Origin of the sequence: Brachybacterium sp. AOP43-C2-M15 (genome assembly GCF_052446295.1) — a bacterium.
Classification (GTDB): domain Bacteria; phylum Actinomycetota; class Actinomycetes; order Actinomycetales; family Dermabacteraceae; genus Brachybacterium.
This window is the reverse complement of sequence record NZ_JBQSWB010000001.1, coordinates 300,635-325,936: the sequence shown is the minus strand read 5'-3', so window position 1 is coordinate 325,936 and position 25,302 is coordinate 300,635. Positions and strand designations below refer to the sequence as shown.

Sequence of the window (25,302 nt, the reverse complement as noted above, 5' to 3'; positions counted from 1 at the left end):
GTAGGAACGGGGAGGAGCCGGGCGGATCCGCCTGCGGGATGGTCGGGATCCCCCTGAAGATGGATCGGGGGCCGCGTCGGGTCGACCCTCCGGCGCTCAGCCCTCGATCTCCATGAGCCGATCGAGCACCCCGACGGCGGCTCACCCAGCCGGTGCGGCCGGGAGGACCCGTCGGCCCGCCGCGCGCATCGCGCCGAGGCGGCTGCGCCAGGCCGCCGGCCATCCCTGGGCCACCCAGGTGGCATGGGGCTCGTGGCCCTCGGCACCGAGGTGCTCCACCTCGTCGATCGCCTGCTCGTGGCGGCGGACCGCCTGCCCGACCACATCGAACGGTCCGGTCCAGCCGTAGCCGTCGAGAAGTGCGGCGGCACGTTCGCGGCGCAGTCTCGCCTCCGGCTCCGTCACCAGCGTCGATGGATCACCGTTGAGCGGAACCGTCCACAGCAGGGTGTAGGCGAGGTCCTCGACGGGGTCGCCGGGCCGCGCCGCGTCCCAGTCGAACAGGCCCACGGCGACCCCGCCCTGCCAGGCGACGTTCGCCGGCTTCGGATCGCCGTGGCAGATGACCTCCCCCGGCGCATGGGGGACGGACCACCGGGCGTCGGCGGGCGGGGTCCAGCCGCGCGTGGCGTCGTGCACGGAGCGCAGCAGCCGTCCCAGAGATCGGGCCCCGTCGGCCGGGACGCCGTGCGGCCACGCCTCGTCCCCCGCGCGTCCGGGCACGAGGCTCACGTGCTCGACACGCTCATGGATCGCGAGGGGTTCGGGCACCGGGAGATCCTGCGCGCGCAGGTGTCGCAGGAGGGCGTGCACCGTCCGGGTCCAGGGAGCGCGGGGCCGATGGACCGTCGTACCGTCGATGCGGATCTCCCGCGGATCAGTCATGCGCGGCCGTCGCCTCGTAGGCCCTGCGGATCTCGGCGGCGATCCGTGGCCCGTCGAGAACCGGCCCCCGGGGATCGACGAGACGGTCCGAGCCGATCGGGGAGTCGACGTAGCGGGGGATCAGCTGCAGATGGAGGTGGTTGACGGGACCGTCGCACATGGTCACCAGATAGACGCGGGCCACCCCCTCGAGCGACTCCTGGATCGCGCGGGCCACATCGCGGGCGACGGTGAACAGCCGGCCGGTCTGGACCTCGGTCAGCTCGGTGAAGTCGTGGACGTGCGCCGTCCACACGACGATGGTGTGGCCGGGGGCTCTGGGGTCCAGGGACAGGACGGCGCGGACATCGGGCTCGTCGAGGATGACGTCCTGGTCGCCGAGGATCTCCCCGCCCGTCTCGCGATCGCGGCACTGGTAGCAGATCCCGGCCTCCGCCAGGGCGCCCACGGCGGCGCCGATGCTCCGGCGGCGCTCCCTCCATGCCGCGAGCTGCTCCTCGGTGGGGTTCTCCTGCGGGGGAGTGATCATCGGGCTGCTCCGTCCGGCGTGGGGGTGTCGGTGTGCAGGAGCCGGTCGAGGACAGGTCCCTCCGGTGCGATGCCGGCGGCCTCGAGCGCGAGGAGCGCCGCTCCGGCCCGCGGATCGAGCCGTGGCGGGACGAGCGCGATCGCCTCCGGCGCCGCCTCGCCCAGCAGTCGTTCCAGCCGACGGCGGAAGGCCGGATCGGCGGCGAGCGAACCGGTGCACGCCACGGGCACGGGCGCCGGGCCGGCGAACGGAGCGAGCAGACGCACCCCGCGGGCCGTGCGCGCGGCGAGATCGGTCAGGGCGAGATCGGCCAGCGGTGACTCCTCGGCGAGCGCGGTCACCCGGGGCGCGAAGCTCCCGTAGGCGCGTTTGGTGTCGTTCCGGTCGGCCGCGGAGCGGGCGAGCACGCCCTCGCGCAGAGCGGGGACGTCGGCCGCCCCGAAGTGCTCCAGCACCTCCGCGTACAGCGGGTCGCCGGGGTCGGCGTCGCCCACCAGGAGGCGCTGGACGACGTCGAACACGAGGTGCCTCGCGGCCCCCGCGTAGTGTTCGAGCTGGCCGCTCTCGGTCTCCACCCCCTCCTCGTCGATCGCGAGGAGCATCGAGCCGGTACCGGCGACCACCACGATCCCGGCTCGGCCGGACAGCGCCCCGCGGTGGGCGATCACCGCGTCGTTGAGCACGGTGACCGGGCAGGCGAGGCCGTCGATCTCGAAGAAGTCGGCGACGAGGTCGTCGTCCCCGCCCTGGTTCGATCCCTCGCGGCTGACGCCGGCCATGCCCGCGACCAGAGCCGTCGCGGCCGATGCGTCGAGGGACGCCGAGCGCAGCGCGGCGGCGAGGGTCCCGCGCACGTTCTCCCGGGCGTCGTCGTTGTGGTGCGGTCCTCCGCCTCCGCCGGTCGCCGAGCCGAGCAGGCGGCCGTCGAGGTCGTAGCAGCCCACCCGGGTGTGGGTCCCGCCGGCGTCGATGCCGATGACGAATCGTCCCTCGTACAGGTCCTTGGTCATCCAGCGAGCGGGATCGGCGACGTGGTGCTCGCGGTGGTGCTCGCGGTGGTGCTCGTCGATCAGGGTGTAGCGGTCCACGTAGTCCGGCCCGGTGTCCCGATAGCCGCAGCGGAGGTACAGCCGCTTCGGTCCGCTGTCATCGACCCCGAGGCCGAGGAGGCGGTGCCCGCGTCGGCGCGCCTCCGTCTCGAGCAGGGAGAGCATGGCGGTGCCGATGCCGCGGGAGCGCGCCTCCTCAGGCCACACCTGGAGCCCGTTGGTCTCGGGGCAGCGGGGCAGGACCGGATCGAGGCCGCCGTCCCAGCGGACCTCCGCCGAGCCGACGAAGGACGTGGGATCGTCGCGGAGAGCGGCGAGATAGAAGGTGCTGGTCCCGGCGCGCTGGCGGGCGAACCTCTGCTCATGGGTGCGGGAGTTGCCCGTCGGTGCCCAGGCCTCCAGGGCGGCGAGGTCGTCATCGGTGCAGGGGCGCAGGAGCACGTCGGGGAGCGGCATGACCCGATCCTTTCCCATCCGTGCCGTCCCGCACAGCGATTTCCGGGGGTCGTTCAGTCGGTGAGCTCCTGCTGCTCGTCCTCGTCCGCGCGCTCCAGCGCGGTGCGCTCGCCGCGGACGAGGTGCGCTTGCACGGCTCCGGCGATCTCGGCGAGCGGCCGCGGCGGCAGGTAGGCCGACGCCCCCGCCTCGAGCATCCGGGTCACGGGGCCGGCGTAGTGCACGCCGAGCTGCTCGTCCTCGATCTCGGTGACCAGCATTCGTGCCGCGGGGAAATGCGCGCGCAGCGCTCCGACCAGCTGGGGGCTGATCGGCGGGACGAGCAGGACGTCCGCCGTGGGCGGTGCCTCGTGCAGGTCGAGCACCAGGAAGCCCTCGCCGAACCGTTCGGAGAGCTGGCGGCGGGCGGTCTGCGAGAGCTCCATCGCGGTCGCGACGACGGTGACGTCCTCGCGCGGCGGCGGGGCCTCCTGGGCGGGGCTGTCGGAGAGCAGCTGCCCTGTGAGGACCGCGCGGCGACCGGTGAGGGTCCCGATCGGCTCCCCGTCCCGGGCGAGCGCGAGCTCCTCGCCGCCGAGGGCCGCCTCGAGCGCGTCGGCCACCGCGGGCGGGAGGTCCCGCAGATCCAGTCGGCGGGGACGTCGTCGGCTCATGGTGGCCTCCTCCGGGGCTCGGGGCTCCACACTGCCCGCCCTCGGACCCGCGTCACCACCCCTTTCACGACCTCTGCACCTCGGGCCCTGTCGCTCCTACAGTGGAGGCATGGCTCAGAACAACGGCACCCTGCCCCTGACCTGGACCCCGCTCGCCGACTCCCTCGACCTGGTCGCCCCTCCCACGGCGGAGGCCGTGCGCGCCGGGGCCGTGCCGAACGCGCGCGTCGCCCCCGTCGAGGACCATCTCGCGGACACGGCGGCGTTCTGCGAGGCCTACGGGGTGGACGAGACCACGACCGCGAACTGCGTGATCGTCAAGGGCCGCGGCGGCGGGCAGGACATCCGTGCCGCCGTGCTCGTGCTCGCGAGCGACCGGGCCGACGTCAACCGCGCCGTCAAGAAGCATCTCGGCGCCAGCAGGCTCTCCTTCGCCCGCACCGAGGACACCGAGGAGCTGACCGGCATGACCAGCGGCGGAGTCACCCCGGTGGGCCTGCCCGCAGGCTGGCCGGTGCTCATCGACCCCGCCGTGGCCGCGCTCGACGAGGTGCTGATCGGCGGGGGAGTGCGCACTGCGAAGATCCTCGCTCCCGGCCGTGAGCTCGCCGAGCTGCCCGGCGCCGAGGTGGTCGCCGTCGCGCTCTGAGGCGGGTGACGGGCCGACGGATCTAGGATGGGGAGCCGGACGAGGAGGTCCCATGCCCACGTATCCCGTGCTCAGCTGCACCGCGATCGACGCCCGGAATCCGCGCGCGCTCGCCGAGTTCTACAGCGCGCTGCTGGGACTGCACTGCCGTCCGGGGGACGCGCCCCCGGAGCCACCGGCGGCCGACGACACCGACTGGATCGTGCTGCTGGACGGCGAGGACCGCCGCGTGCTCGCCGTCCAGGGCAAGCCGGATCTGCGCCCCTCGACCTGGCCGAGCGAGGAGATCCCCATGCAGCTGCACATGGACTTCCGCGTCCCTGACGCCGCCGAGCTCGAGATGCAGCGGGAACGCGCGGAGAAGCTCGGGGCGCGGATGCTCATGGGCCGTTCGAGCGATCCCGATGAACCGCTCTACGTGATGGGCGATCCCGAAGGGCACCCGTTCTGCCTGCTGGTCGGCTGAAACGCTCTCACCAGGCGTAGGCCTCCGGGGCCGGGCCGCCGGGGCCGGGGAAGATCTGGTCGAGGGCGGCCAGGTCCTCGTCGGACAGCTCGATGTCGACGGCCTCGATCGCGGAGTCCAGCTGCTCCATGGTGCGCGGGCCGATGATCGGACCCAGCACGCCCGGGCGGTGCAGCAGCCAGGCCAGCGCCGCCTGACCGGGCGCGAGATCGCGCTCGGCGCAGAAGGCCTCCCAACGGTCCAGCTGGTCGGTGAGGTCCGCGGGGTCGTGGCGACGGTCCGCCGTGCCGCGGCGCACCCCCTTCTCGGAGCGACCGCCGAGCTTCCCGCCGGACAGCGGTGACCAGGCGATGACCCCCAGGCCGTAGTGCTCCGCCGCGGGCAGCACCTCGAGCTCGACGTCCCGGGAGATCAGGTTGTACAGCGACTGCTCCGAGACCAGGCCCAGAGAGTGCCGCGCCCGGGCGGACTCGTTCGCCTGCGCGAGATGCCAGCCGGCGAAGTTCGAGGAGCCGACGTAGCTGATCTTCCCCTGCGTGACCAGCAGGTCCATCGCCTGCCAGATCTCCTCCCAGGGCGCGGAGCGGTCCACGTGGTGCATCTGGTAGAGGTCGATGTGGTCGGTCTGCAGGCGGCGCAGGGACTCGTCGACCGCGCGGCGGATGTTCAGCGCGGAGAGACCGCGGTCGTTCGCGCCGGGGCCCATCTCGCCGAACACCTTGGTGGCCAGGACGATCTCCTCGCGCTTGCCGGTGCGGGCCAGCCAGCGGCCCACGATCTCCTCGGTCCAGCCCCGGTGGTCCTTGCCGCCGTACACGTTCGCGGTGTCGAAGAAGGTCACCCCCTGCTCGAGGGCGCGGTCCATGATCGCGAAGGCGTCCTCCTCCGCGGTGTGGGGGCCGAAGTTCATGGTGCCGAGGACGAGCCGGGAGACGGTCGCTCCGGTGCGTCCGAGCTGGGCGTGCTGCATGGTGATGCGCTCCTCGCGTCGTGGCGGCACCGCTCCGTGCGAGCGGGATCCGCCGGAGGGAAAGCGTACGTCCAGGGTCAGCGCGTGGCCAGGGTGGGCCGACGGGCGGTCGCACGGTCGCCGCGACGGTGAGGGCGGCGCTCACGATGTGCAGGCAGCTCCGGTGCGGCGGGAGCTCCTGCCCGGGAGCTCAGCGCCAGGCCTTCGTGACCTCGTCGAGGTGGTCGGCGAGGGCCATCTGCAGCAGCGGCCCGAAGCTGACACGGCGCACGCCGAGCTCCGTGAGCCGCGCGAGATCGAGGCCCTCCGGGATGGAGCCGGTGACCGGGTGCGCGGTGACGTTCAACGGAGTGTCGACCGCGGCGAGCAGCGCCGTCAGCGTCGCCACGTCCGGCACGCCGACCGGGTACAGCGAGTCCGCCCCGGCCGCCTCGAGCAGGTTCAGCCGGGTGATCGCCTCGGCCAGACGGTCCGGGATCCGCTCCTCGGTCTTGAACACGTCGGTGCGCCCGTTGACGACCAGATGCACCCCGGCCTCGTCGGCCGCCCGGCGGATCCCGGCGATGTAGTCGGCATGCTCCTGCGCCCCGCGCAGACGACCCTGCGAGTGCACGGTGTCCTCCACGTTCACGCCCACGGCACCTGCCTCCAGCACGCGCTCGACGAGCTCCGCGGGTTCGGTGTCGTAGCCGGACTCCACATCGGCCGAGACCGGGACGTCCACGGCACCGGTGATCCGGGCGATGCCCGCGAGGGCCTCGTCGAGGCTCATGTCCTCGCCGTCGCCGGCGCCCACCGAGTCCGCGAGCGGGTGGCTGCCGATGGTCAGGGCCTCGAAGCCGGCGGAGACGGCTGCCCGCGCGGACCAGGCGTCCCAGACGGTGGGAAGCACCACCGGGGTCGAGCGGTGATGGAGGGCGAGGAGGGACTCGGCGCGTTCGCTCAGTGAGGTCATGGGGCCATCCCACTCGCGTTCTCCGAGCCGGTCAAGGTCTCTCGCCCTCGATGTCCGCTCCCGTCAGGCCCGCTCGATCGAGACCCTCTGCTCGACCGTCCCCCCGGGGTGCGCGGCGTCGCTCCGGGCGCTCGAGGCGTCGATCCGGGCGTGGACGTGCATGTCGTGCCATCCATCGGCGTGCAGCGCGCTCTCGCGCCGGGTTCCCTCCGCGTCGAATCCCGCCCTGCGGGCGACGCGGCACGACGCCGGGTTCAGCGTCGAGTGCTCGAGCTCGACGCGGTGCATCCCGACGGAGAAGGCCCATCCGGTGGCCAGGCACAGCGCACGGGTCGCCACACCGCGACCTCGGGCCAGGGTGCGCGTCCAGTACGCCGCCACGGCGCAGCCCTGCGCGGGATCGAGCGTGAGCGTCATGCGTCCCGCGAGTGCGCCGTCGAGATCGACCGCCCAGCTCACCGCTGTCTCCGCTGTCCAGGCGGTGTGCGTGGCAGAGATCCACTCCGCCGCCTCGTCCGCCGTCAGGGAGCGCGCGTGCCAGCGCTGGATCTCGGGTTCCTGGTAGGCGGAGACCACGGCCGACGCGTCGGCGTCGGCCCATGGGCGCAGACGGAGGGCGTCGTCGCCGAGCACGGGCTGCCGTGTGCTGGACAGCGCACCGGGCTCGAGGGCCGGCGTCACGAAGGAGGGCACTCCGGGAGCATGCCAGCAGCAGTCCTCTCCGGCAACAGGTCGAGGTCGTGCAGCGCGACGCGGGCCCCGAGCGCGCGGGCCTCCTCGCGCAGGCGGTCGCGCTCATCGCGCCCCCAGCTGCTCCATACGACGACCGTGCTCACGCCCAGCTCGAGCAGCTCCCGGCCGATCTGCCACTGCACGTGCTCGATGCGGTCGCGCAGATCCTCGTCCTCCGGTGAGCGGCCGAGCCGTGCCATCCAGTCGTCGGCGCTGAGTCGCACCGCCCCGGGGGCCTCGATGATCGCGGCCGCCGCGGCGGTCCTCCCGCTGCCGGGGAGGCCGTGCAGGATCGTCAGCGTGGGGCGTGCGGTCGCGGGCCGTCGGCGCCGTTCCATGAGGGCGCGCACCTGATCGAGCCAGCCGATGCCCAGCAGCTCCCCGTTCGGCAGGGAGTCCTCGCGGTCCCAGCGCCAGGTGGTCGCGAGCGCCCGGGTGAGGATCCGGCAGTCCTCGAGCAGCTCGGCGTCCACCGCCGGATAGTGCACTGCGACCTGCACGGGGGCATGGGCGAGATCGAACTCGACCGGCCCCGTGCAGCAGGTCTCGAGGTCGATGACCACCGGTCCGTGCGCGGTGTCGAGCACGTTGCCGGGATGGGGCTCGCCGTGCAGCGGCTGCTGGTCGCCGCGGCGGGAGACCTGCGCTGCGAGGGTCGTGAGGGTCGTGCGCAGGAAGGCTCGGTCCGGCTCCGTCAGGCGCGGGGTGCGGCGCGGATCCTCGAGCAGCGCGAGGGCGGCGTCGACCCGGGTGGTGAAGGGCGGGGCCTCGAACCGTGCGCTGCGCATCGCGGCGTGCAGTCGGGCCAGGCCGGCGGCGTAGTCGGTCGGTGGCAGCTCCCGGTCGGTGCGCGGGGCGTGATGCGTCCACAGGGTGATCTCGAGGCCGTCGCGCAGGTGGACCTGTGCGGGGACCCGGGGGTCGGGGCCGCCGACGGGCGCGCCGGCATGCTCGAGTCGCAGCGCACGGTCGATCTCGTCCTGGGCGCCCTCCGCGCCGGCGGGCGCGATCCGGGCGACCAGTTCGCAGGGAAGCAGGAGCACGGTGAGACGGTTGGAGTCGTGGAGATCGACCACCTCGTCGACCGCGAGACCGAAGGACCGCGCGAGGGTGCTCGCGGCGCGGCGGGCACGGTCGGCCAGGGAGGACTGCACGTCTCGACAGTAGGGCCGACGGGCGGGGCAGGCAATCGAGTTCCTCGCCCCGTGGCGAGGTCAGGACAGCGGGCGGTCCAGCCGCGCCTCCATCCCCTCGAGCGCCTTCTCGGCCGCTCGCACGACCGAGGGATCCTGGTCCCGCAGACCCGCGTGCACCGCAGGGACGTGCTCGATCTCGCCGACGGCGGCGAGAGCGCGCAGGGACGCGCCCCGCACCCGGGGCACCTCGTCGGTCCCGACGCGGCGGGCGCACTCCGGGGCTGCGGCGCCCAGCTCGTGGCGGGCGGTGATCTTCGCGCACATCTCCCGCACCCGCCACGCCTCGTCGCGCAGCCCGGTCACGACGGCGTGGGCGGCCACCGGGTCCCACGCGTGCAGCAGGGTGCGAGCCGCCCAGGCACGGGGCCAAAGGTCGAGCCCGCGGGAGCTCCAGGTGGTCGGATCGCCCCATGCCGTCCACGCGCGTCCCGCGAGCCAGCGGGGGTCGTGGAGGTCCTGGTCGGTGAGGTCGAGGGAGCCGGAGAGGATCTCGGCGCACCAGCGCGCGAGTTCCCGCGCACCCAGCGCCTGAGCCGCCGCCCGGGCCCTGTCCCGGGGCGACGCGCGCGCGGCCTCCTCCACGTCGAGGGTCATGGCCTCAGGGTACGTGCGACGGACCGCCGGCCCGGTTCAGTACTGCAGACGCTCGACCAGGGGCGCCGCGTCGGCCGGGATCCGCTCGGCGGGCAGCGGGATCGGCCCCGGCCCGCTCGGGACGGGGATCGCGACGATCGCGGTCCAGGTGTCCGCGGGATGCGGGGGAGGGCCGGGCAGGTCGCGCATCATCGCGGACTCCAGCTCCTCGGTGACGTGGGAGTCGATGAGCAGCACGTCGCCGTCGGCGCTGCGATCGATGACCGCCGCGAGGCAGGCCTCCATGTCCTCCCGGGCCCTCGGCCCGTCGTGCGGGCGGGACTGGACGGTGATCTCCGTGCCGCCGTCGGGCTCCGGCGGCCAGGCGAGCGCCTGGGCGGCGATCCGCCCCGCGCGCACGAGGATCGTGGTCCGCTCGGGGTCGGCGGAGCCCTCGCCGCCGGGCTCGAAGTTCGGCGCGTTCTCGGTGCGCAGCTGCTCGGCGGCCGCTGCCGGGGACCAGCGGGCGTGCTGGGCGGTGTAGTGCTCGACGTAGAGGTCCAGCATCTCCTCGTGGCGCGAGGCATCCACCCTCCTGGCGGAGAGCTCGTCGCCCGTGGTGCGATGGTCCTGCGACCAGGAGCGCAGCGCCGGATCGACCACGTAGCGCCAGGGCGGCATGAGCTGCACGAGGACGCCGCCGTGCCGGGCGCACAGGCGCGCCAGCTCCGGCTCATGGGCGGAGGGCTTCACGTGCAGCGGCAGGGCCGACACGGAGATCTGGGCAGTGAGCAGGGCATCGGCGACGGCCGCCCACGGCGCACCGTCCCGGACCTCGAGCACGAGCGTGCGGGAATCCGGGTGGAAGACGTTGTCGATGCCGCGGCAGTGCCCGAGGACGGTGCCCTCGGCATCGGTCGCGACCACGGAGCGGCGGTTGTCGCCCTCGCGCCAGCGATCGGGGAGCAGGTCGTCGAAGGCCGGGTCCGCGGCGTCGGCCGAGGTGGCGGGGCGGATGGGCAGGGTCGGCATGGGTCAGCTCCCGATGATGAGCGGCGTCTCGGGATCGGTGTCAGCGAAGGCGCAGCAGCATCGTGTCGGAGTCGCCCCTCCGGCCGACGCCGCGACCCCGTGCCGTAGGGACAGACCTCGTGCCCTACGTGGCGGTGCGGACGGAGCGGCAAGGGAGGTCATCCGCTCAGGATGCGTGATGTGTGATCGGATGTCGAGCGGCCTCCGGAGGTCTCGTCGACGGTGTTCGCGCTGAGTGAGTGACCACGTTCGGCACTAGCCTGGCGTGATGGACATCGATGTCAGGAATCTCCTCGAAGCGATCCCCGGCCCTGCGGGGAGTGTCGTCGAGACCCCTCATCCTGTGGGCTCCACGGTGGCGCTGCGCAGCATTCGCGGCTTCGCGGATCGTTCCCCGGCCGTGAGCTTCGCCGTCGCCGGGACGGTCCTGCAGGACGACGGCGACGTGATGGTCGTGACGACCCGTCCGGGCTCGGGGCGTGCTTCGCGCGCCGGCAGGAGGACCGGGCCCCGGGGACGGAACGTCGTCGTGACCGGCTGGGACGGCTCCTATGACATCGCGGGGTGGGAAGGTCGGACGGTGGTGCGGGTGCATCCGCGCGGGCGCTGCTGGTCGGTGTGGCGCTGGCACGACGGTGAGGACTGGACCGGTGACTGGTACGGGAATCTCGAGGCCCCCTGGCGCCGCAGCGCCGTCGGCTACGACACTCAGGACTGGGCTCTCGACGTGGTGGCCCGAGGGACGCCCGGGACGCACAGCTGGACGGTCGGGTTCAAGGACGAGGACGAACTCGACTGGTACGTCGAGCAGGGCGCCTTCTCCCCGGAGCGCGCAGCGTACTTCCGGTCTGTCGGTGCGGAGCTCGCCGGGATCCTGCGCCGTGGGGAGGGCCCGGTCGTGGCGGACTGGGCGCGTTGGGTCCCACCGGCCGCGGTGAAGCCCGTGCCGCTGCCGAAGGGCTGGCAGAGCCTCGCGGAATGACCCGTGCGACATGATGGTCCTCCACCGGATGCCGCCCCTGATCACAGGAGATCCCATGGCTCACGCACTCGACCCGACCAAGGCCCTGCACACGTGGTCGCTGTTCCGCACGATGGGCCGCTTCGTCGCACCGGGCTCCGCCCCCTCGGGAGCGCTCACCGAGAACGCCTCGACGGAGGGTCTGGACCTGCTCGAGCTGCCCGGGCAGCTCGCCGAGCACGGCTTCGCCAGCGCCCAGCTGTGCCACTTCTACCTGCCCCGCACCGACGCCGCCTATCTCGCCGAGCTGCGCGACGCCTTCGACGCCGCCGGCGTGGATCTCGAGGTCCTCCTCGTCGACGACGGGGACGTGACCCACCCCGAGCACGGCGAGGAGCAGCAGCGCTGGCTGTCGGGATGGATCGGGATCGCCGAGCAGCTCGGCGCCCCGCGGGTGCGGGTGCCCGCCGGCGACCAGCCGCCGACGGAGGTGACCATCGCGCTCAGCGCGCGCCGGCTCCGGGCGCTCGCGACGGAGCATCCGGGGATCCGGGTGCTCACCGAGAACTGGAAGTCCCTGCTCGTCGACGCGGCCACCACGCGCCGACTGCTCGAGGAGCTCGAGGGCGAGGTGGGCTTGCTCATCGACACCGGCAACTGGACCGGCCCCGACAAGTACGAGCAGATCGCGCAGGTGGCAGGGAACGCGGAGTGCTCGCAGGTCAAGGCCCGGGAATCGGCACCGGGCGTGCTCGACGCCGAGGACCTCACCCGCTCCCTCACGGTGCTGCGCGACGTCGGCTATGCGGGGCGGATCTCCTGGGTCTACGCCGGAACGGACGACGACGAATGGGGTCGGCTCGAGGAGATGCACGAGATCACGCGGGCGGTCACCGGCTGATCCCGAGCTCCCGGCGCAGGGTCGACAGCGGTGGCGTCGCTCGCCCCGCTGCCCCTCACACGTCCGGACGGAGCTCGAGGTCCAGCGCGAGCACCCCGATCTGACCGGCCTTGGCGGCGTTCGTGGCCTCGGGCGCCCAGGGATGCAGCTTCCAGATGTCGGGCGGGCCGGGGCTCAGCGGCTCGGGCCGCAGGTGCGGGTCCACCGTCTCGGGCCCCAGGCGGGACTCCTGGCAGTCGCGCACCACGAAGCCGTGCGGCAGCGCCGCGCGGAGGTAGTCGCCGAGGCCGTGGTGGTGGCCCGCGATGTGGCCCACGCGGCCGTCGGGTGCGGTCTTGATCAGCGGGTACAGCGGCGAGCCGAGGAAATGGGTGCGGGTGTCGAGCACCACGAGATGCCCGCCCGGGCGCATCACCCGGGCCGCCTCGGCGACGAAGGGCCGCAGGTCGGCGAGATGGGTGAGCGCGAGGCTGCAGACCACGTGATCGACCGAGCCCTCCGGCAGCGGCATCCCGGTGAGGTCGCCGGTCTCGAAGCGCGCGTCGGGCACGGCGGTGCGGGCGCGGGCCAGCATCTTCTCGGAGAGGTCGATGCCGATCACCTCGTGTCCCCGCTCGACCAGCTGCGCCGCGACCGCGCCCGTGCCGCAGGCGGCATCGAGCGCGCGACCCACGGGCAGGCGGTCCAGCATCGGGGCGAGCACGTCGTCCCGCATCGGGAAGCAGCCGTTGTCCTCGCCGTCGTAGGTCTCCGCCCAGCCGTCGTAGCCGTCGGTGACCGGCAGCGGCGGGACGTCGACCCCGGGTCCGAGCTCGTCGGCGCGCTCCAGCAGCTCACGGATCTCGGCGAACCGTGCCTCGGTGAAGTCGCGGCCGTGCTCGCCGGCGAAAGCGCGCAGGAGGGCCACCCCCTCGAGTCCCAGCAGATACGCCAGCGGGTGCTGGTGGAGGGTGCGATCGGCAGGGGAGGAGGGCATGGGGTCATTCTTCGCAGGCCGACGCCGACGGGCAAACGGATTCTCGGGCTGGGATCTCGGGCCGGGTGGCGACCGGAGGCGCCCGGGGAGGGGTAGCATCGTGCGAGTTCGATGCGACGAACAATAGAAACAAGACGCGACGAAGAAGGAAGTGCTGTGATGCCTGATATCGGGGGGAGACTGGTGGGCGCAGCCCTGGTCGCCGTGCTGGCGCTCGCCGGATGCGGGGCGGTGACGGGTGACGCCGAGCCGGACAGGCCGACGGTGCTGACGACGTTCACCGTCCTCGCCGACATCGCGCAGAACGTGGGCGGGGAGCATCTCGAGGTCGCCTCGATCACGAAGGCGGGCGCGGAGATCCACGGCTACGAGCCCACCCCGCGCGACATCGCCGCCGCCTCGGGCGCGGACCTCGTCCTCGACAACGGGCTGGGTCTGGAGGCGTGGTTCGCGCAGTTCGTGGACTCGGTGGACGTTCCCCACGTCGTGGTGTCCGAGGGGGTCGAGGTCATGGACATCACCGGCGACGTCGATGCCGGCAAGCCCAACCCCCATGCCTGGATGAGCCCGCTGAACGTGCAGGTCTATGTCGAGAACATGGTCGAGGCGTTCTCCGAGCTCGACCCGGATCACGCCGAGGACTACGCCGCCAACGGGGCGGCGTACAGCGCGCAGCTGCAGGAGGTCCACGACGATCTGATCGAGGAGCTCGAGACCCTCCCCGAGGACCAACGATCGCTCGTGACCTGCGAGGGGGCCTTCTCCTATCTCGCACGCGACGCCGGGCTGACCGAGCAGTACATCTGGCCCGTCAACGCCGAGCAGCAGGCCACCCCGCAGCAGATCGCCGCGGTGATCGACCACGTCGACGCCCAGGGCGTCCCGGCCGTCTTCTGCGAGTCGACGGTCTCGGACGCGCCGATGCAGCAGGTGGTCGCGGCGACCGACGCGGAGTTCGGCGGCACCCTCTACGTCGACTCGCTCTCGGGCCCCGACGGGCCGGTGCCCACCTATCTCGACCTCCTCCGCCACGACGCGGACACCATCGTCGAGGGACTCGCCGGAGGTGCCGCATGACGGCGAGCGGCGGCGCACCGGCGATCAGCGTGCGGGACCTCACGGTGCGGTACGGCGAGGTGGTCGCGCTGGAGGGCGCGAGCCTCGAGATCGCCGCAGGCCGCGTGACCGGCCTGGTCGGCATGAACGGATCGGGGAAGTCCACCCTGTTCGCCGCGATCATGGGGATGGTGCGGCCCGACGAGGGCACGGTCGAGCTCGGCGGCGCGGACCCGCGCGAGCTCCGCTCCCGCGGGCTCGTCGGCTACGTCCCCCAGAGCGAGCACGTGGACTGGACCTTCCCCGTCTCCGTCCAGGACGTGGTGATGATGGGCCGCGTCGGCCACCAGGGCATCACCCGTCGGCCGCGGGCCGCTGACCGGCGCGCGGTGCGGGAGGCGCTCGAACGGGTGGAGCTCACCGAGTGCGCGCACCGGCAGATCGGTCGGCTCTCCGGAGGGCAGAGGAAGCGCGCGTTCGTGGCGCGCGGCGTCGCCCAGGGCGCTCGGCTGCTGCTGCTGGACGAGCCCTTCGCGGGGGTCGACACGCGCAGCGAGGCCACGATGGTCGCCCTGCTGCGGGAGCTCGCGGCGGACGGATGCGCCGTGCTCGTGTCCACCCACGACCTCGCTGCGCTGCCCCGGCTCGCCGACGAGGCGGTGCTGCTCCTGCACCGGGTCCTCTTCCACGGCCCCGTCGGCGAGGCCCTCGAGCCCGAGCGCCTCGCGCTCGCCTTCGGGCTCGATCCCCTGGGACGGTTCGACCAGGATGCTGAGGGCGGTGCGGCATGACCCTGCTCGATCTGGTCCTCGAGCCGCTGCAGTACGACTTCATGGTCCGTGCGCTCCTGGCGACGGTCGCCGCCGCGACCGTGTGCGCCCTGCTCTCCTGCTGGCTCGTGCTCGTGGGCTGGTCGCTGATGGGGGACGCGGTCTCCCACGCCGTGCTCCCCGGGGTGGTCCTCGCCTACATAGTCGGGGCGCCGTTCGCCGTCGGCGCCCTCGCCTTCGGACTCCTGGCCGTCGCCCTCATCGGGGCCGTCCGGGGCACCAGCCGGGTGAAGGAGGACGCCGCGATCGGGATCGTGTTCACCACCCTGTTCGCGCTCGGGCTGGTGCTCATCTCGGTCACGCCCAGCCAGACGGATCTGCACCACATCATCTTCGGCAACATCCTCGGCGTCTCGGGAGGGGATCTGCTCCAGATCTGCCTGCTGGCCGCGGTCGCCCTCGCGGTGCTCCTCCTCAAGCGACGGGATCTCACGCTCTACGCCTTCGACCCGCTCCATGCGCAGGCCATCGGTCTCTCGCCGCGTCTCCTGGGCGCCCTGCTGCTCGGCGTGCTCGCGCTCACCGCGGTCGTCGCGCTGCAGGTGGTGGGCGTGGTGCTGGTGGTCGCGATGCTCATCGTCCCCGGTGCCACGGCGCACCTGCTCACGGATCGCTTCGGCCGGATGCTCGTGATCGCCCCGGCGATCTCCGTGAGCTCCTCCGTGCTGGGGATCCTGCTCAGCTTCTGGGTCGACGCGTCCTCGGGCGGGCTGGTGGTGCTGGTGCAGGGCGCGGTGTTCGCGCTCGTGTACCTGGTCGAGCCGCGACGCGGTCTGCTCGGCAGGGCCGTCAGCGCCCGTCGGCGTCGGAGGCAGGGGCGCCGGGGGCAGGGGCGTCGGGGGCAGGAGCGGGCCCGCGCGTGACCCACACGGAGCTGGTCGCGGAGCGGCCCAGCGTCAGGCTCTCCTCCTCACCGGCGACCGCGACCTCGAGCGCGTCGGAGAACGGTGCGCCGGGTCGCACCTCGAGCACGGTGCCCATCCCGATGCCCCGCTCGCCGAAGTAGGCGAGCAGCTTCGGGTCCGCGTCGGAGATCCGCTCCACCCGCCCCGCGGATCCTGCCGGCAGCTCGGTCAGCAGCACGGCGTCGGGCCTCTCGACGGTCCCGTCGGCGGTGGGGATCGGGTCCCCGTGGGGGTCGCGGGAGGGGTGGCCGAGGTGCTCGTCGATCCGCTCGACCAGGAAGTCGGAGACGGCGTGCTCGAGGTGCTCGGCCTCGTCGTGGACCTGGTCCCAGCCGTACGCGAGCACCTCGACCAGGAACGTCTCGATGAGGCGGTGCCGGCGCACCATCGCCAGGGCGTGCGTGCGGCCCTGCGCGCTCAGCGCGATCGAGCCGTACGGGGTGTGCTCGAGCAGCCCCTGGTCGCTGAGCTTGCGCACCGCGTCCGAGACCGTCGACAGCTTCACGCCGACGCGGGCGGCGAGGGCGGAGGCGGTGACCGGGTCCGTGGACCACTCGCCGAGGCTCCAGATCGCCTTGAGGTAGTTCTGGGTGCTCACCGAGAGCGCGGAGACGGACATGCTCGAACGCTAGCAAACCCACGAGGTCGCGGCCCGTCCCCCCGGCCCGTCCCCCCGGCCCGTCCCCCCCGGCCCGTCCCCCCCCTGGCTCCGACCTGCGGCCCCTGTCGCCCCCGGTGCGCGCTCGGTAGGCTCCGGGCACGAGGGGATTCGCGATCCGGAGGAAGCCATGCTGCTCGAACGCATCTACGACGAGGACCTCTCCCAGGCGGGATACTTCCTGGGCTGTCAACAGGCCGGTGAGGCGCTCGTGGTCGATCCGCGCCGCGACATCCAGGTGTACCTCGACCTCGCCGATCACCACGGCATGAGAATCGCCGCCGTCACCGAGACCCACCTCCACGCCGACTTCCTCTCCGGGACCCGCGAGCTCGCCGCCGCGACCGGTGCGACGGTGCACGTCTCCGGCGAGGGCGGGGAGGACTGGCAGTACGGCTATGCGGCCGAGCGCCTGCACGACGGCGACGCGCTCACCCTCGGCAGCCTCACGGTGACCGCCCGCCACACCCCGGGCCACACCCCCGAGCACCTCATCCTCCTGGTGACCGACGGGGCGGTCGCCGATGAGCCCGGCTATGCGCTGACCGGTGACTTCGTCTTCTCCGGGGACGTGGGCCGCCCGGACCTGCTCGACGAGGTCGCGGGCGCGCAGGACACCCGCTTCGCGGGGGCGAGGCAGCTGTTCGCCTCCCTGAAGTCCGTGTTCCTCACCCTGCCCGATCACGTGCAGGTCTTCCCCGGCCACGGCGCCGGCTCCCCGTGCGGGAAGGCGCTCGGCGCACTGCCCTCCACCACCGTCGGCTACGAGCGACGCTTCGCCTGGTGGGCGGGGCACCTCGCGGCCGATGACGAGCAGGGCTTCCTCGACGAGCTGCTGGACGGCCAGCCCGAGCCGCACGCCTACTTCGCACGGATGAAGCGGCAGAACCGCGAGGGCCCCTCCGTGATGGGGGAGCGGCCGGTCCTCCGCGAGCTCACCGCGCAGGAGCTGCGGCGCGGCATGGAGGAGGGCGCGCTCGCCCTCGTCGACACCCGCGACGTGGCCGAGGTCCATCGCGGGACGGTCCCGGGGGCGCTGAGCATCCCCGCGCTCGGCCAGGCCGCCTCCCACATCGCCTGGGCCGTCGATCCCGAGACCGACGACGTCGAGCTCGTGGTCCTCGCGGCCGACGCGCGCCGCGCCGCCGAGTACGGCGACCACTTCGTGCGCGTCGGCGTGGACCGCCTGATCGGGTACGTGACCTCGCTCGACGCTCTGGAGACGGCCGCGCCCGGGGTGGTCTCCCCGGAGGGCCTCGAGCACCTGCGGGCCGACGGCGGCACCGCGCTGCTGCTGGACGTGCGCCGCCGCAGCGAGCACGCCGCCGGCACCATCCCCGGCGCCGCCCAGCTCTCCGCCGGCAAGGTGCTCTTCCGGCGGGACGAGCTCCCGCCCCGCGAGGCCGGGCGGGTGATCACCTTCTGCCAGTCCGGGCTGCGCAATGCCGTGGCCTCCGCCGCGCTCCGTCGCGCCGGCTACGACGTGGTCGAGCTCGAGGGCAGCTACGCCGGCTGGGCCCGCTGGAGCGCCGGGCAGAAGGAGGCTGCTGCGCCGGCGTGAGCCGTTGCGTCGTATCCTCACCGGGTCCTCGACACCCCTCAGGAGGGGCAGATGCAGATCCTCGACGCGACCCCGGCGCACGCCGCCGGCATCACCGCGATCTACAACCAGGCCGTGGAGCACACCACCGCGATCTGGAACGAGCGGACCGTGAGCATCGAGGACCGCGAGGACTGGATCGCGCAGCGACAGGGGGCCGGCTTCCCGGTGCTGGTCGCTCTCGAGGAGAGCGGGGAGGTGCTGGGCTACGCCGCCTACGGGCCGTGGCGGCCCCATGACGGATTCCGCCGCACGGTCGAGCACTCCGTGTACGTGCGGGAGGGCCTGCACGGGCGCGGCACCGGCTCGGCCCTGCTGCGCGCGCTCATCGAGCGGGCACAGCAGCAGGGACTGCACGTGATGATCGCGGGCATCGACGCGAGCAACGAGGCCTCGCTGCGGCTGCACGAGCGGTTCGGCTTCGAACGCACCGGGGTGCTGCGCGAGGTGGGGACCAAGTTCGGCCGCTGGCTCGACCTGGCCTTCCTGCAGCTGGTCCTCGACCCGGACGCCGTCGGCGCGCCTCCCGATCGTCCGCAGGGCGCCCACCGTTCCCGCTGACAGCGGGTCGACCGGCGTCGGGTCCGACGACGAGCACGGCCCGACCGGCCCCGCTCAGACGGTGCCGGGCGCTCCGGCCGTCCCGAGGGACTGCACCCGCACCAGCACCTGCGGCGACGCCGCCGCGCGATCGCCCATCGCCCTCCGGACGGTGCGCTGGACCTCCTCCACCGTGCTGCGCAGGGGAAGCGGACCGCGGACGGCGATCTCGACGGTCACGTCCCCGGTGTCCCGGTCGATCACGAGCCCGTAGCGGGAGGCGGACGGGTCCGAGCGGCGCAGGCGCGCGTCCAGCGTGCGCAGGGTCGTCGCGACCCCGGGCTCGAGGCCGATCACACCGGGCACGGCGGTGACCACGTCGATCAGCGCGGCGGCGTCGGCGGTCGATGTCCGGGCCGCCGCGGCGTGCACAGGGTTCTCGACGCGCTGGTGGTCCTCAGTGCTCATGACGCTCCTCGGGGGGCAGGGCGGTCCTCGGCGTCGTGGAGATCCTCGATGTGGAGGTCGACGACGAGATCGGGCAGGCCCAGCTCGACCTCGCAGGCGCGGCGCACCGCGGCGCGCACCTCGTCGGCCAGGGCAGGCAGGTCCGGGGTGCCGAGCCGGGCGGAGACCCGACAGACGGCCCGGGTGGGCGTCCCCCGGGTGCGCGTCGAGGACGGGAGCTCCTCGTACTCGAACACGGTGCGCAGCGACCGGGCGTCGGGGACCGCGTCGATCGCCCGCCGCACCAGGGTGCGCAGGGTCAGCTCGGAGACGGTGAACGGACCGACGGGCGTGGGCGGCATGTGCACGTGCGCGCCGTGGCGGGCATCGGCGCGCACCGACTCCTTGATGGTCGAGAGCGCTCCGGCGGAGAGCTGCACCGAGCTGTCGCCGGCGCCCTCCAGCTCGTCCCATTCGCTGTGCAGGGATCGGATCAGGTCGAGGTACCGCTGCGTGGCGGCATCCTCCTCGGGGACCGGATGGTCCTGGTCCGGGTCGGGCATGGGGTTCACCTCCATTCCTCCATCTCTCGGACGATCTGGGCGCGGGCGCGGGCGATCCTGCCTCGCACCGTCGGCTCCGACGCGTCGACGACGCGGCAGATCTCGCGGTAGGACATCCCGTCGATCTCCCGCAGCACCCAGCAGGTGCGCTGCGCGGGGTCGATCGAGCGCAGGATGCGGGCGAGCGCGGCCATCTGGGCGTTGACCAGCGCGGTCGTGGACGGATCGGTGGCGGTGGAGCTGTTCGGGTACAGCTGTGAGCGGTCCGCGGACCCGTCGGAGCCCGCCTCGAGGTCCTCGTCGGCCGCGGCGGAGGTGGCGCGGCGCGCCAGGCGACGGACGACGTCGGTCGCGCGGCGCGCGCAGATCTGGGCGACCCAGCCCCGGAAGGCATCCGGCTCCTCGAGCAGGTGCAGGCGCCTCCAGGCCAGCACCAGGGCCTCCTGGACCACGTCCTCCGCGTCCTGGCGGTCGCCGACCACCATGAACGCGATCCGGAACAGGCGGCCCTGATGCAGGTCGACCAGCTGCTCGAAGGCGGCGGTGTCGCCGTCCTGCGCGCGCAGGATCAGGGCGCGCTCCTCCGCGGAGGTCTCCGGAGCGGGCGTCACGGTCGTCATGCGAGGGCCGTCCCGGCAGCGGCCGGGGCCTCCTCACGGGCGGAGGGGCCGCGGTCGCGTTCTCCGACCACGGCGCGCGAGGGCGCGGCCGAGGAACGCAGGTGCAGCAGCAGGTCGACCTGCTGCGCCTCGACGCCGAGGACGGTGCGGACGTCCTCGGCGAGACGCTCGCGGACGGACTGCGCCGCCCATCCGGTCTCCGCGTCCTCCGCGATGGTGACCGAGGCCTGCACCCAGGGGGCGCGGGTCGAGCAGGACACCTGCACCGAGGCGTCGAGCACCCCGGAGACCTCCTCGACGTGCTCGGACAGCGCGCGCTCGAGCACCGCGGGCTCGAGCGTGCCGAGCAGGACGGCGTCGTCGTCGGAGAAGCGCAGGGGCGCGGTCACCGGGCGGGAGGGGATCTGGAGCAGCACCAGCCAGAGGCCGATCAGCACGGCGAGCACGGTGGCGACGACGGCGAGGGGCAGGAGCCACTGCTGATGGGCCGCGGCCAGGGTGGCCGGGGTCGAGTCGCCGTGGGGGAGGACCGCCTCGGCGGCCGGCCAGCGATCGGCGAGACCCAGGGAGGCGGAGGCCGACCAGGCGGCTGCGAGCAGGGCGAGAAGCGAAGCCAGTACGAGGATCAGGCGGTTGCGGGGTCCGGAGACGGTGCGCATGATCTCTCCTCTCAGTTCATCCGCTGGACCCGCACGCGGGTACGGGGGGTGCTGGCGGGTCGGAGCTCGGCGACGGACTGCTCGGCGGCGGTGCGGGCGGCGCGCAGCACGGACTCCGCGTCGTCCACGACCGTGCGTGCGACCACGTCGACGCGTCGCCGGGAGACGGACGCCCGAGCGCTGTGCACGCCGTCGACGCGCTCGACGCGGAGCTTCACGCGGCGCGCGAGGTCGCGCCGCGACACGACCGTCTGGCCGGGGACGTCGCCGTCCAGCACGCGACTGCGCGAGGACGACCCCGGCAGCAGGGCGGCCAGGAGCATGAGCAGGCCGAGCAGGGCCAGGACGCCGGCCGCAGCGAGCACCGGGGCGGAGTCCAGACGGAGGGCCCCGACCGTGTCGAGGCCGCTGCGGGCGGAGGCCGGCCAGGAGCCGTCCACCAGGAGGGTGCCCAGCAGCCACGCCCCGAGGACGCCGGCGGTCAGGACGACGGCGCCGAGCAGGCCCACGGGGATGCTGCGGGAGGGGCGCCGATCCAGTCGGCGAGGGGTGGTCGTCATCGCAGGGTCCTCCGTCCCCGGGTCGCAGGGTTCAGCCAGGAGATCTTGACGTCGAGGCGCCCCACCTCCAGGCCGGTCAGGTGCTCGACCCTCTCGTGCACGTGCTCGCGCAGCGCGGTCAGCGCGGGGGCGAGCGGCGCGGGGAAGTCGACGCCGACGTCGAGGCGGAGGACCGCGGTGCTCCCGTACAGGTCGCACTCGGCCGAGGGGCGGGAGGCGAAGTCGCGCCGGGCCCCGACGCCGAGCACTCCGCCCGCGTCCGACCCGATGTGCGGGACCTCGGAGGCGACCTGCTCGGCGATCCGGGCGACGACCTGGGCGGGGATGCTGGTGGTGCCCCGGCTCTCCGTCGGGGCGGTGGCGGCCGTGGTGCCGTGGGCGGCGGGCATCGTCACCGCCTCCAGCGATCGGTCAGGCCCCGGATCTCGATGCGACCCTCGATCGTCATGCCGACGGCGAGGCCGATCGCGGCGAAGACCAGGACCAGGAAGAACTGGCTGAACGTGCCGAAGGCCAGCATGGCGCCCAGCAGCAGGCCCACCAGAAGGGCGAATTGCGATGTCTTCATGACGACTCCTCGATCGTGGTGCAGGACGGGCACGGTGCCGCGCCCGTCCTGCGCGCGAGTGATCACTTCAGGTCGGTGCTGCGCTGCTCGGTGGCCGGCTCGTCGTCCTCGCCGGGCAGGTGGACGTCGACGACGTTGACGTTGACCTCGATGACCTCGAGACCGGTGGTGCCCTCGACCTGGTCGATGACATTGCGACGGATGGCGTTGCCGACCTCGACGATGGAGGCGCCGTAGTCCACCACCACGGTCACGTCGACCGCGGCCTGGGTCTCTCCCTTCTCGACACCGATGCCGCCGGTGACGTTGGTCTGGCCGTTGGGGATGCGGTCGGTGACCGCGGAGAACGCCCGACGCACGGCATTGCCCATGTCGAAGACGCCGGGGACCTCGCGGGCGGCCATGCCGGCGATCTTGGCGACCACGGTCTCGTCGAGGGTGGTCACGCCGCGGCTGGTCTGGAGGGGACCGCGCGGGGTCTTCTCCTGCACCGCGACCTGCTGCTGCTCGCGGGCCTCCTGCTGCTCGGCCGCGCGCTGCGCCGCCTCGCGCTCCTTCTGCTGGCCGGTCTGGGGGATGGATGCGTCGGACATGTGTGCTCCTTCGAGATGGCCCGGGACGACCGGTGCCTGCGGATGCTGACATCTGTGAGACGTCGCGAGGCGGGAGATCCTCACGAGGATCGCATGTGGTCTGCGCCACATACGGGAGGCGCGGGAGGCGCGGGAGGTGCGGGAGCGTGCCACGTGGTCGCCGGGGTGGTCCTCAGGTCGCAGGAGGGGATGGTCCCGCGGGGCGATGACGGACGGGCTCCGGATCGGGAGCGTGGAGCCATGTCCTCCACGATCGTCGCCACCGAGAATCTGACCAAGCGCTACGGCACGCGCACCGTGGTCGAGAACCTCGACCTGCGCGTGCCGGCCGGCAGCGTGTACGGCTTCCTCGGCCCCAACGGGGCGGGGAAGTCCACCACGATGAAGATGCTGCTCTCGCTGATCCGTCCCACCGCGGGCGAGGTGCGGATCATGGGGGAGCCCATGACCCGTCGGACCCGTCGGACGCTGCTGCCGGCCATCGGCTCCCTCATCGAGGCGCCCCCCGGCTACGCGCACCTCACCGGCGCGGAGAACATGCACCTGGTGCGCCGCATGCTCGACCTGGACCACCGGCAGGTCGACGAGGCGGTCCGCGCCGTGCGCCTCCAGGACCAGATGGGCAAGAGAGTCCGCGACTTCTCCCTGGGCATGAAGCAGCGCCTCGGCATCGCCATGGCCCTGGCCCGCCGGCCGCGACTGCTCATCCTCGACGAGCCCACCAACGGGCTCGACCCTGCGGGGATCGAGGAGATGCGTCGTCTGCTGCGCCGTCTCGCCGAGGACGGCACGACCGTGATGGTGTCCTCCCACCTGCTCGGCGAGATCGACCGCACCGCGACCGTGCTCGGCATCCTCTCCGGTGGCCGGATGATCTTCCAGGGCAGCCGCTCCGAGCTGATGGCCGCCTCCACCCCGGACGTGCTCATCGCCTGCTCGGATCCCCGCGGCGCCGTCTCGGCGCTGGCCCCGTTCGGTGCCCGCCTCGCCGAGGAGGGCGAGCTGGTGCTCCCCGGGCCTGACGACCGACGCACCGCCGAGGCGGTCGCCGCGCTCGTGGGAGCGGGCGTCGGGGTCCACGGGGTGCGCCGTTCCGAGCAGACGCTCGAGGACGTGTTCATGTCCCTGACCGAGGGAGATGGGCTGTGAGAGCGCGGATCCTCCACAACGAGTTCGCCAAGATGCGGCATCTGCGCATCGGCCTGACGGCCACGACCATGGTCGTGGCGATCGTGGCCCTGTCCCTGATCGCGGTGCTCACCAGCCCGGACTTCGACCCCGGCTCCCTGCGGGCCTGGTACGGGCTGCTGGCCGGCATGTCCTTCGGGGTCCCGCTGATCTCGCCGCTGCTGCTGGCCGTGCTCGCCTCGCGCCAGGTCGACCTCGAGCACCAGGGCGGAGGGTGGCTGCTGCAGGCCACCTCCGGCATCAGCCCGGGAAGGGTGTGCCGGGTGAAGCTGCTCGCCCTCGGCCTCGTCGTCACCGCGGCGACGATCGCCGGCAGCGGGATCGTGCTCCTGCTCGGCGTGACCCTGCTGGGACTCGGCGCCCCGGCCCCGCTCGGCCGGTGGGTCGTGTGCACCGTCTGCACTCTGGTGGTGAACCTCGTGGTCCTGGCGCTGCACGTGCTGCTCTCTGCCCGGGTCGAGAACCAGCTGGTGGCCCTCGGCGTGGGCGTGCTCGGCTGCATCATGGCGATCTTCTCCCAGGGCCTGCCCCCCTGGGCCGCCCACCTCACCCCGTGGGGTCACTACGCGCTCGCCCAGGCCGCCGGCTATGAGGGCGAGGTGCTCCGCGCGCTGCCGATCGACGTCCCGGGCATCGTGGTGCTGGGGGTGGTCGCCGCGGTGCTGTTCGCCGTCCTCACCCATCGCTTCGACCGACAGGAGGCCTGACATGGGTGCCCTCACCGCAGAGATCCTCAAGCTCAGGCGTTCCCTGGCCTGGCCGATCGTGGTGCTCCTGCCCGTCTCCCTGGCCCTCGCCGGGGCGATCACCCGCCTCACCGACGGCAGGGATCTCGAGGACGGCTGGGACACCGTCTGGCTGCAGTCCATCGGGTTCTACGGCCTGTTCCCCCTCGCGATCGGTGTCGCGATCCTCGGCTCGCTCGTCTGGCGGGTCGAGCACCGCGGGAGCAACGGGAACGCGCTCATGAGCGGTCCGCGCAGCAGCCTGCAGATCGTCACCGCGAAGGCCGCCGTGGTCGCCGGCCTCGCCGCGATCATGCAGCTCGTGCTGCTCGTGGCCGTCACCGTGGTCGGGACCCTCGCCTTCGGGCTCCCCCTCCCGGTCCCCGCACGGTTCCTCGGCATCACCGCGCTGCTCATCGCCGCGACGGTGCCCGTCGCGGTCGCGCAGTCCGCGCTGTCGATGCTCCTGCGCTCCTTCGCCGGTCCGGTCGCGGTGGCCCTGGTGGCTGCGGGGATCTCCACTGCCGCGCTGATGGCAGTGGGGGAGCCGGCCCTGGTCTCGCCCTACGCGCTCGCGACCCGCACCGCCCTGCTGGGCACCGGGTCACTGGTCGATTCGGGGGCCGTCGCCGGGGCGGACGTCGCCCGGATCCTCGTCGCCGGCGGGATCCTCACCGTGGTGCTCCTCCTCGCCAGCGCGACGGTCCTGGACCGACGGGACACGCGTCTCTGAGCCCGGCGGGCGGCCCGGTGCCGCCGGACCCTCGCAGGAACCCCCGGTCCAGGAGCCGGCCGGAGTCCGGCGTT

At 73.2% G+C, this 25,302-nt stretch carries 32 protein-coding genes; 12 read left to right on the top strand and 20 right to left on the bottom strand.

What is annotated here, in order from left to right; genetic code table 11:
• Nucleotides 1–141 precede the first annotated feature (141 nt).
• Genes ACT3SP_RS01500 through ACT3SP_RS01485 form a run of 4 tightly spaced genes read right to left on the bottom strand, consistent with a single transcriptional unit; the run spans nucleotide 142 to nucleotide 3,572 of the window.
• On the bottom strand, nucleotides 142–885 hold the full coding sequence (locus ACT3SP_RS01500) for a phosphotransferase (protein WP_444585463.1): 744 nt from the start codon (nucleotides 883–885) through the stop codon (nucleotides 142–144).
• Nucleotides 878–1,414: an HIT family protein gene (locus ACT3SP_RS01495; RefSeq protein ID WP_444585462.1), complete on the bottom strand. Its 537-nt coding sequence runs from the start codon at nucleotides 1,412–1,414 to the stop codon at nucleotides 878–880. The genes ACT3SP_RS01500 and ACT3SP_RS01495 overlap by 8 nt, the downstream gene beginning before the upstream one ends.
• The gene (locus tag ACT3SP_RS01490; protein WP_444585461.1) at nucleotides 1,411–2,919 is read right to left on the bottom strand and encodes a GNAT family N-acetyltransferase; all 1,509 of its coding nucleotides are present in this window, start codon (nucleotides 2,917–2,919) and stop codon (nucleotides 1,411–1,413) included. Before ACT3SP_RS01490 ends, ACT3SP_RS01495 begins: the two co-directional genes overlap by 4 nt.
• Before the next feature lie 53 nt (nucleotides 2,920–2,972).
• Entirely contained in the window at nucleotides 2,973–3,572 is a 600-nt protein-coding gene (locus ACT3SP_RS01485; RefSeq protein ID WP_444585460.1) for a hypothetical protein, read from the bottom strand.
• Between the two features lie 109 nt (nucleotides 3,573–3,681).
• Here ACT3SP_RS01485 and ACT3SP_RS01480 point away from each other — a divergent pair, with 109 nt between their 5' ends.
• Entirely contained in the window at nucleotides 3,682–4,221 is a 540-nt protein-coding gene (locus ACT3SP_RS01480) for a YbaK/EbsC family protein (protein ID WP_444585459.1), read from the top strand.
• 52 nt (nucleotides 4,222–4,273) lie between these two features.
• A complete protein-coding gene (locus ACT3SP_RS01475) occupies nucleotides 4,274–4,687 on the top strand; it encodes a VOC family protein (protein WP_444585458.1) in 414 nt (137 codons plus the stop codon).
• Nucleotides 4,688–4,694: 7 nt separating this feature from the next.
• Here ACT3SP_RS01475 and ACT3SP_RS01470 read toward each other — a convergent pair whose 3' ends face one another.
• From ACT3SP_RS01470 to ACT3SP_RS01445, 6 genes are all read right to left on the bottom strand, one after another.
• On the bottom strand, nucleotides 4,695–5,657 hold the full coding sequence (locus ACT3SP_RS01470; RefSeq protein WP_444585457.1) for an aldo/keto reductase: 963 nt from the start codon (nucleotides 5,655–5,657) through the stop codon (nucleotides 4,695–4,697).
• Nucleotides 5,658–5,847: 190 nt separating this feature from the next.
• A complete protein-coding gene (locus ACT3SP_RS01465) occupies nucleotides 5,848–6,612 on the bottom strand; it encodes an isocitrate lyase/PEP mutase family protein (protein ID WP_444585456.1) in 765 nt (254 codons plus the stop codon).
• 63 nt (nucleotides 6,613–6,675) lie between these two features.
• Nucleotides 6,676–7,305 (bottom strand): GNAT family N-acetyltransferase, encoded by a 630-nt coding sequence (locus tag ACT3SP_RS01460; protein WP_444585455.1) that lies wholly within the window; start codon nucleotides 7,303–7,305, stop codon nucleotides 6,676–6,678.
• Entirely contained in the window at nucleotides 7,290–8,498 is a 1,209-nt protein-coding gene (locus ACT3SP_RS01455) for an AAA family ATPase (protein WP_444585454.1), read from the bottom strand. Before ACT3SP_RS01455 ends, ACT3SP_RS01460 begins: the two co-directional genes overlap by 16 nt.
• A 60-nt stretch (nucleotides 8,499–8,558) precedes the next feature.
• Nucleotides 8,559–9,134 (bottom strand): HEAT repeat domain-containing protein, encoded by a 576-nt coding sequence (locus ACT3SP_RS01450; protein ID WP_444585453.1) that lies wholly within the window; start codon nucleotides 9,132–9,134, stop codon nucleotides 8,559–8,561.
• Between the two features lie 36 nt (nucleotides 9,135–9,170).
• Entirely contained in the window at nucleotides 9,171–10,145 is a 975-nt protein-coding gene (locus ACT3SP_RS01445) for a hypothetical protein (protein WP_444585452.1), read from the bottom strand.
• A gap of 268 nt (nucleotides 10,146–10,413) precedes the next feature.
• Between ACT3SP_RS01445 and ACT3SP_RS01440 the strand changes: the two genes are divergently transcribed.
• On the top strand, nucleotides 10,414–11,127 hold the full coding sequence (locus tag ACT3SP_RS01440; RefSeq protein WP_444585451.1) for a DUF402 domain-containing protein: 714 nt from the start codon (nucleotides 10,414–10,416) through the stop codon (nucleotides 11,125–11,127).
• Nucleotides 11,128–11,182: 55 nt separating this feature from the next.
• A complete protein-coding gene (locus ACT3SP_RS01435; protein ID WP_444585450.1) occupies nucleotides 11,183–12,007 on the top strand; it encodes a sugar phosphate isomerase/epimerase family protein in 825 nt (274 codons plus the stop codon).
• A 55-nt stretch (nucleotides 12,008–12,062) separates the two neighbouring features.
• Here ACT3SP_RS01435 and ACT3SP_RS01430 read toward each other — a convergent pair whose 3' ends face one another.
• A complete protein-coding gene (locus ACT3SP_RS01430; RefSeq protein ID WP_444585449.1) occupies nucleotides 12,063–12,983 on the bottom strand; it encodes a class I SAM-dependent methyltransferase in 921 nt (306 codons plus the stop codon).
• A 159-nt stretch (nucleotides 12,984–13,142) separates the two neighbouring features.
• Between ACT3SP_RS01430 and ACT3SP_RS01425 the strand changes: the two genes are divergently transcribed.
• The 3 genes from ACT3SP_RS01425 to ACT3SP_RS01415 are packed head-to-tail and all read left to right on the top strand — an operon-like array spanning nucleotide 13,143 to nucleotide 15,732.
• Entirely contained in the window at nucleotides 13,143–14,060 is a 918-nt protein-coding gene (locus ACT3SP_RS01425) for a metal ABC transporter substrate-binding protein (RefSeq protein ID WP_444585448.1), read from the top strand.
• Nucleotides 14,057–14,830, top strand: a complete 774-nt coding sequence (locus ACT3SP_RS01420; protein WP_444585447.1) for a metal ABC transporter ATP-binding protein — start codon at nucleotides 14,057–14,059, stop codon at nucleotides 14,828–14,830. Before ACT3SP_RS01425 ends, ACT3SP_RS01420 begins: the two co-directional genes overlap by 4 nt.
• Nucleotides 14,827–15,732: a metal ABC transporter permease gene (locus tag ACT3SP_RS01415; protein ID WP_444585446.1), complete on the top strand. Its 906-nt coding sequence runs from the start codon at nucleotides 14,827–14,829 to the stop codon at nucleotides 15,730–15,732. The genes ACT3SP_RS01420 and ACT3SP_RS01415 overlap by 4 nt, the downstream gene beginning before the upstream one ends.
• On the opposite strand, the gene ACT3SP_RS01410 is transcribed toward ACT3SP_RS01415, so the two are convergent.
• A complete protein-coding gene (locus ACT3SP_RS01410) occupies nucleotides 15,659–16,393 on the bottom strand; it encodes a metal-dependent transcriptional regulator (RefSeq protein WP_444585445.1) in 735 nt (244 codons plus the stop codon). The two genes, ACT3SP_RS01415 and ACT3SP_RS01410, sit on opposite strands and share 74 nt — an antisense overlap.
• 169 nt (nucleotides 16,394–16,562) lie before the next feature.
• On the opposite strand from ACT3SP_RS01410, the gene ACT3SP_RS01405 reads away from it, so the two are divergent.
• Together ACT3SP_RS01405 and ACT3SP_RS01400 are read left to right on the top strand one after the other, a co-directional pair.
• The gene (locus ACT3SP_RS01405) at nucleotides 16,563–17,993 is read left to right on the top strand and encodes an MBL fold metallo-hydrolase (protein ID WP_444585444.1); all 1,431 of its coding nucleotides are present in this window, start codon (nucleotides 16,563–16,565) and stop codon (nucleotides 17,991–17,993) included.
• 51 nt (nucleotides 17,994–18,044) lie between these two features.
• Nucleotides 18,045–18,593 (top strand): GNAT family N-acetyltransferase, encoded by a 549-nt coding sequence (locus tag ACT3SP_RS01400; protein WP_444585443.1) that lies wholly within the window; start codon nucleotides 18,045–18,047, stop codon nucleotides 18,591–18,593.
• Between the two features lie 54 nt (nucleotides 18,594–18,647).
• On the opposite strand, the gene ACT3SP_RS01395 is transcribed toward ACT3SP_RS01400, so the two are convergent.
• From ACT3SP_RS01395 to ACT3SP_RS01360, 8 genes are all read right to left on the bottom strand, one after another.
• Entirely contained in the window at nucleotides 18,648–19,040 is a 393-nt protein-coding gene (locus tag ACT3SP_RS01395) for a hypothetical protein (protein ID WP_444585442.1), read from the bottom strand.
• The gene (locus tag ACT3SP_RS01390; RefSeq protein WP_444585441.1) at nucleotides 19,037–19,582 is read right to left on the bottom strand and encodes a hypothetical protein; all 546 of its coding nucleotides are present in this window, start codon (nucleotides 19,580–19,582) and stop codon (nucleotides 19,037–19,039) included. Before ACT3SP_RS01390 ends, ACT3SP_RS01395 begins: the two co-directional genes overlap by 4 nt.
• A gap of 5 nt (nucleotides 19,583–19,587) precedes the next feature.
• A complete protein-coding gene (locus tag ACT3SP_RS01385; protein WP_444585440.1) occupies nucleotides 19,588–20,202 on the bottom strand; it encodes an RNA polymerase sigma factor in 615 nt (204 codons plus the stop codon).
• Complete coding sequence (locus tag ACT3SP_RS01380; RefSeq protein WP_444585439.1) at nucleotides 20,199–20,861, bottom strand: hypothetical protein; 663 nt, start codon at nucleotides 20,859–20,861, stop codon at nucleotides 20,199–20,201. The genes ACT3SP_RS01385 and ACT3SP_RS01380 overlap by 4 nt, the downstream gene beginning before the upstream one ends.
• A gap of 11 nt (nucleotides 20,862–20,872) precedes the next feature.
• Nucleotides 20,873–21,421: a DUF6286 domain-containing protein gene (locus ACT3SP_RS01375; protein ID WP_444585438.1), complete on the bottom strand. Its 549-nt coding sequence runs from the start codon at nucleotides 21,419–21,421 to the stop codon at nucleotides 20,873–20,875.
• The gene (locus ACT3SP_RS01370; RefSeq protein WP_444585437.1) at nucleotides 21,418–21,810 is read right to left on the bottom strand and encodes an Asp23/Gls24 family envelope stress response protein; all 393 of its coding nucleotides are present in this window, start codon (nucleotides 21,808–21,810) and stop codon (nucleotides 21,418–21,420) included. Before ACT3SP_RS01370 ends, ACT3SP_RS01375 begins: the two co-directional genes overlap by 4 nt.
• Nucleotides 21,811–21,812: 2 nt before the next feature.
• A complete protein-coding gene (locus ACT3SP_RS01365) occupies nucleotides 21,813–21,989 on the bottom strand; it encodes a hypothetical protein (protein WP_444585436.1) in 177 nt (58 codons plus the stop codon).
• Between the two features lie 62 nt (nucleotides 21,990–22,051).
• A complete protein-coding gene (locus tag ACT3SP_RS01360) occupies nucleotides 22,052–22,582 on the bottom strand; it encodes an Asp23/Gls24 family envelope stress response protein (RefSeq protein WP_444585435.1) in 531 nt (176 codons plus the stop codon).
• 240 nt (nucleotides 22,583–22,822) lie between these two features.
• On the opposite strand from ACT3SP_RS01360, the gene ACT3SP_RS01355 reads away from it, so the two are divergent.
• The 3 genes from ACT3SP_RS01355 to ACT3SP_RS01345 are packed head-to-tail and all read left to right on the top strand — an operon-like array spanning nucleotide 22,823 to nucleotide 25,228.
• Nucleotides 22,823–23,731 carry an ABC transporter ATP-binding protein gene (locus ACT3SP_RS01355; protein ID WP_444585434.1) on the top strand — a complete coding sequence of 303 codons (909 nt, stop codon included), beginning with the start codon at nucleotides 22,823–22,825 and terminating at the stop codon, nucleotides 23,729–23,731.
• Nucleotides 23,728–24,477, top strand: a complete 750-nt coding sequence (locus tag ACT3SP_RS01350; RefSeq protein WP_444585433.1) for an ABC transporter permease — start codon at nucleotides 23,728–23,730, stop codon at nucleotides 24,475–24,477. The genes ACT3SP_RS01355 and ACT3SP_RS01350 overlap by 4 nt, the downstream gene beginning before the upstream one ends.
• Nucleotide 24,478: 1 nt before the next feature.
• Complete coding sequence (locus tag ACT3SP_RS01345) at nucleotides 24,479–25,228, top strand: ABC transporter permease (protein WP_444585432.1); 750 nt, start codon at nucleotides 24,479–24,481, stop codon at nucleotides 25,226–25,228.
• Nucleotides 25,229–25,302: the final 74 nt, after the last annotated feature.

Excerpts from the sequence above, each read along its gene's own strand:
- ACT3SP_RS01500 (WP_444585463.1), bottom strand. The coding sequence starts at position 885 with ATGACTGATCCGCGGGAGATCCGCATCGACGGTACGACGGTCCATCGG.
- ACT3SP_RS01495 (WP_444585462.1), bottom strand. The coding sequence starts at position 1,414 with ATGATCACTCCCCCGCAGGAGAACCCCACCGAGGAGCAGCTCGCGGCA.
- ACT3SP_RS01490 (WP_444585461.1), bottom strand. The coding sequence starts at position 2,919 with ATGCCGCTCCCCGACGTGCTCCTGCGCCCCTGCACCGATGACGACCTC.
- ACT3SP_RS01485 (WP_444585460.1), bottom strand. The coding sequence starts at position 3,572 with ATGAGCCGACGACGTCCCCGCCGACTGGATCTGCGGGACCTCCCGCCC.
- ACT3SP_RS01480 (WP_444585459.1), top strand. The coding sequence starts at position 3,682 with ATGGCTCAGAACAACGGCACCCTGCCCCTGACCTGGACCCCGCTCGCC.
- ACT3SP_RS01475 (WP_444585458.1), top strand. The coding sequence starts at position 4,274 with ATGCCCACGTATCCCGTGCTCAGCTGCACCGCGATCGACGCCCGGAAT.
- ACT3SP_RS01470 (WP_444585457.1), bottom strand. The coding sequence starts at position 5,657 with ATGCAGCACGCCCAGCTCGGACGCACCGGAGCGACCGTCTCCCGGCTC.
- ACT3SP_RS01465 (WP_444585456.1), bottom strand. The coding sequence starts at position 6,612 with ATGACCTCACTGAGCGAACGCGCCGAGTCCCTCCTCGCCCTCCATCAC.
- ACT3SP_RS01450 (WP_444585453.1), bottom strand. The coding sequence starts at position 9,134 with ATGACCCTCGACGTGGAGGAGGCCGCGCGCGCGTCGCCCCGGGACAGG.
- ACT3SP_RS01445 (WP_444585452.1), bottom strand. The coding sequence starts at position 10,145 with ATGCCGACCCTGCCCATCCGCCCCGCCACCTCGGCCGACGCCGCGGAC.
- ACT3SP_RS01440 (WP_444585451.1), top strand. The coding sequence starts at position 10,414 with ATGGACATCGATGTCAGGAATCTCCTCGAAGCGATCCCCGGCCCTGCG.
- ACT3SP_RS01435 (WP_444585450.1), top strand. The coding sequence starts at position 11,183 with ATGGCTCACGCACTCGACCCGACCAAGGCCCTGCACACGTGGTCGCTG.
- ACT3SP_RS01430 (WP_444585449.1), bottom strand. The coding sequence starts at position 12,983 with ATGCCCTCCTCCCCTGCCGATCGCACCCTCCACCAGCACCCGCTGGCG.
- ACT3SP_RS01425 (WP_444585448.1), top strand. The coding sequence starts at position 13,143 with ATGCCTGATATCGGGGGGAGACTGGTGGGCGCAGCCCTGGTCGCCGTG.
- ACT3SP_RS01420 (WP_444585447.1), top strand. The coding sequence starts at position 14,057 with ATGACGGCGAGCGGCGGCGCACCGGCGATCAGCGTGCGGGACCTCACG.
- ACT3SP_RS01415 (WP_444585446.1), top strand. The coding sequence starts at position 14,827 with ATGACCCTGCTCGATCTGGTCCTCGAGCCGCTGCAGTACGACTTCATG.
- ACT3SP_RS01410 (WP_444585445.1), bottom strand. The coding sequence starts at position 16,393 with ATGTCCGTCTCCGCGCTCTCGGTGAGCACCCAGAACTACCTCAAGGCG.
- ACT3SP_RS01405 (WP_444585444.1), top strand. The coding sequence starts at position 16,563 with ATGCTGCTCGAACGCATCTACGACGAGGACCTCTCCCAGGCGGGATAC.
- ACT3SP_RS01400 (WP_444585443.1), top strand. The coding sequence starts at position 18,045 with ATGCAGATCCTCGACGCGACCCCGGCGCACGCCGCCGGCATCACCGCG.
- ACT3SP_RS01395 (WP_444585442.1), bottom strand. The coding sequence starts at position 19,040 with ATGAGCACTGAGGACCACCAGCGCGTCGAGAACCCTGTGCACGCCGCG.
- ACT3SP_RS01390 (WP_444585441.1), bottom strand. The coding sequence starts at position 19,582 with ATGCCCGACCCGGACCAGGACCATCCGGTCCCCGAGGAGGATGCCGCC.
- ACT3SP_RS01385 (WP_444585440.1), bottom strand. The coding sequence starts at position 20,202 with ATGACGACCGTGACGCCCGCTCCGGAGACCTCCGCGGAGGAGCGCGCC.
- ACT3SP_RS01380 (WP_444585439.1), bottom strand. The coding sequence starts at position 20,861 with ATGCGCACCGTCTCCGGACCCCGCAACCGCCTGATCCTCGTACTGGCT.
- ACT3SP_RS01375 (WP_444585438.1), bottom strand. The coding sequence starts at position 21,421 with ATGACGACCACCCCTCGCCGACTGGATCGGCGCCCCTCCCGCAGCATC.
- ACT3SP_RS01370 (WP_444585437.1), bottom strand. The coding sequence starts at position 21,810 with ATGCCCGCCGCCCACGGCACCACGGCCGCCACCGCCCCGACGGAGAGC.
- ACT3SP_RS01365 (WP_444585436.1), bottom strand. The coding sequence starts at position 21,989 with ATGAAGACATCGCAATTCGCCCTTCTGGTGGGCCTGCTGCTGGGCGCC.
- ACT3SP_RS01360 (WP_444585435.1), bottom strand. The coding sequence starts at position 22,582 with ATGTCCGACGCATCCATCCCCCAGACCGGCCAGCAGAAGGAGCGCGAG.
- ACT3SP_RS01355 (WP_444585434.1), top strand. The coding sequence starts at position 22,823 with ATGTCCTCCACGATCGTCGCCACCGAGAATCTGACCAAGCGCTACGGC.
- ACT3SP_RS01345 (WP_444585432.1), top strand. The coding sequence starts at position 24,479 with ATGGGTGCCCTCACCGCAGAGATCCTCAAGCTCAGGCGTTCCCTGGCC.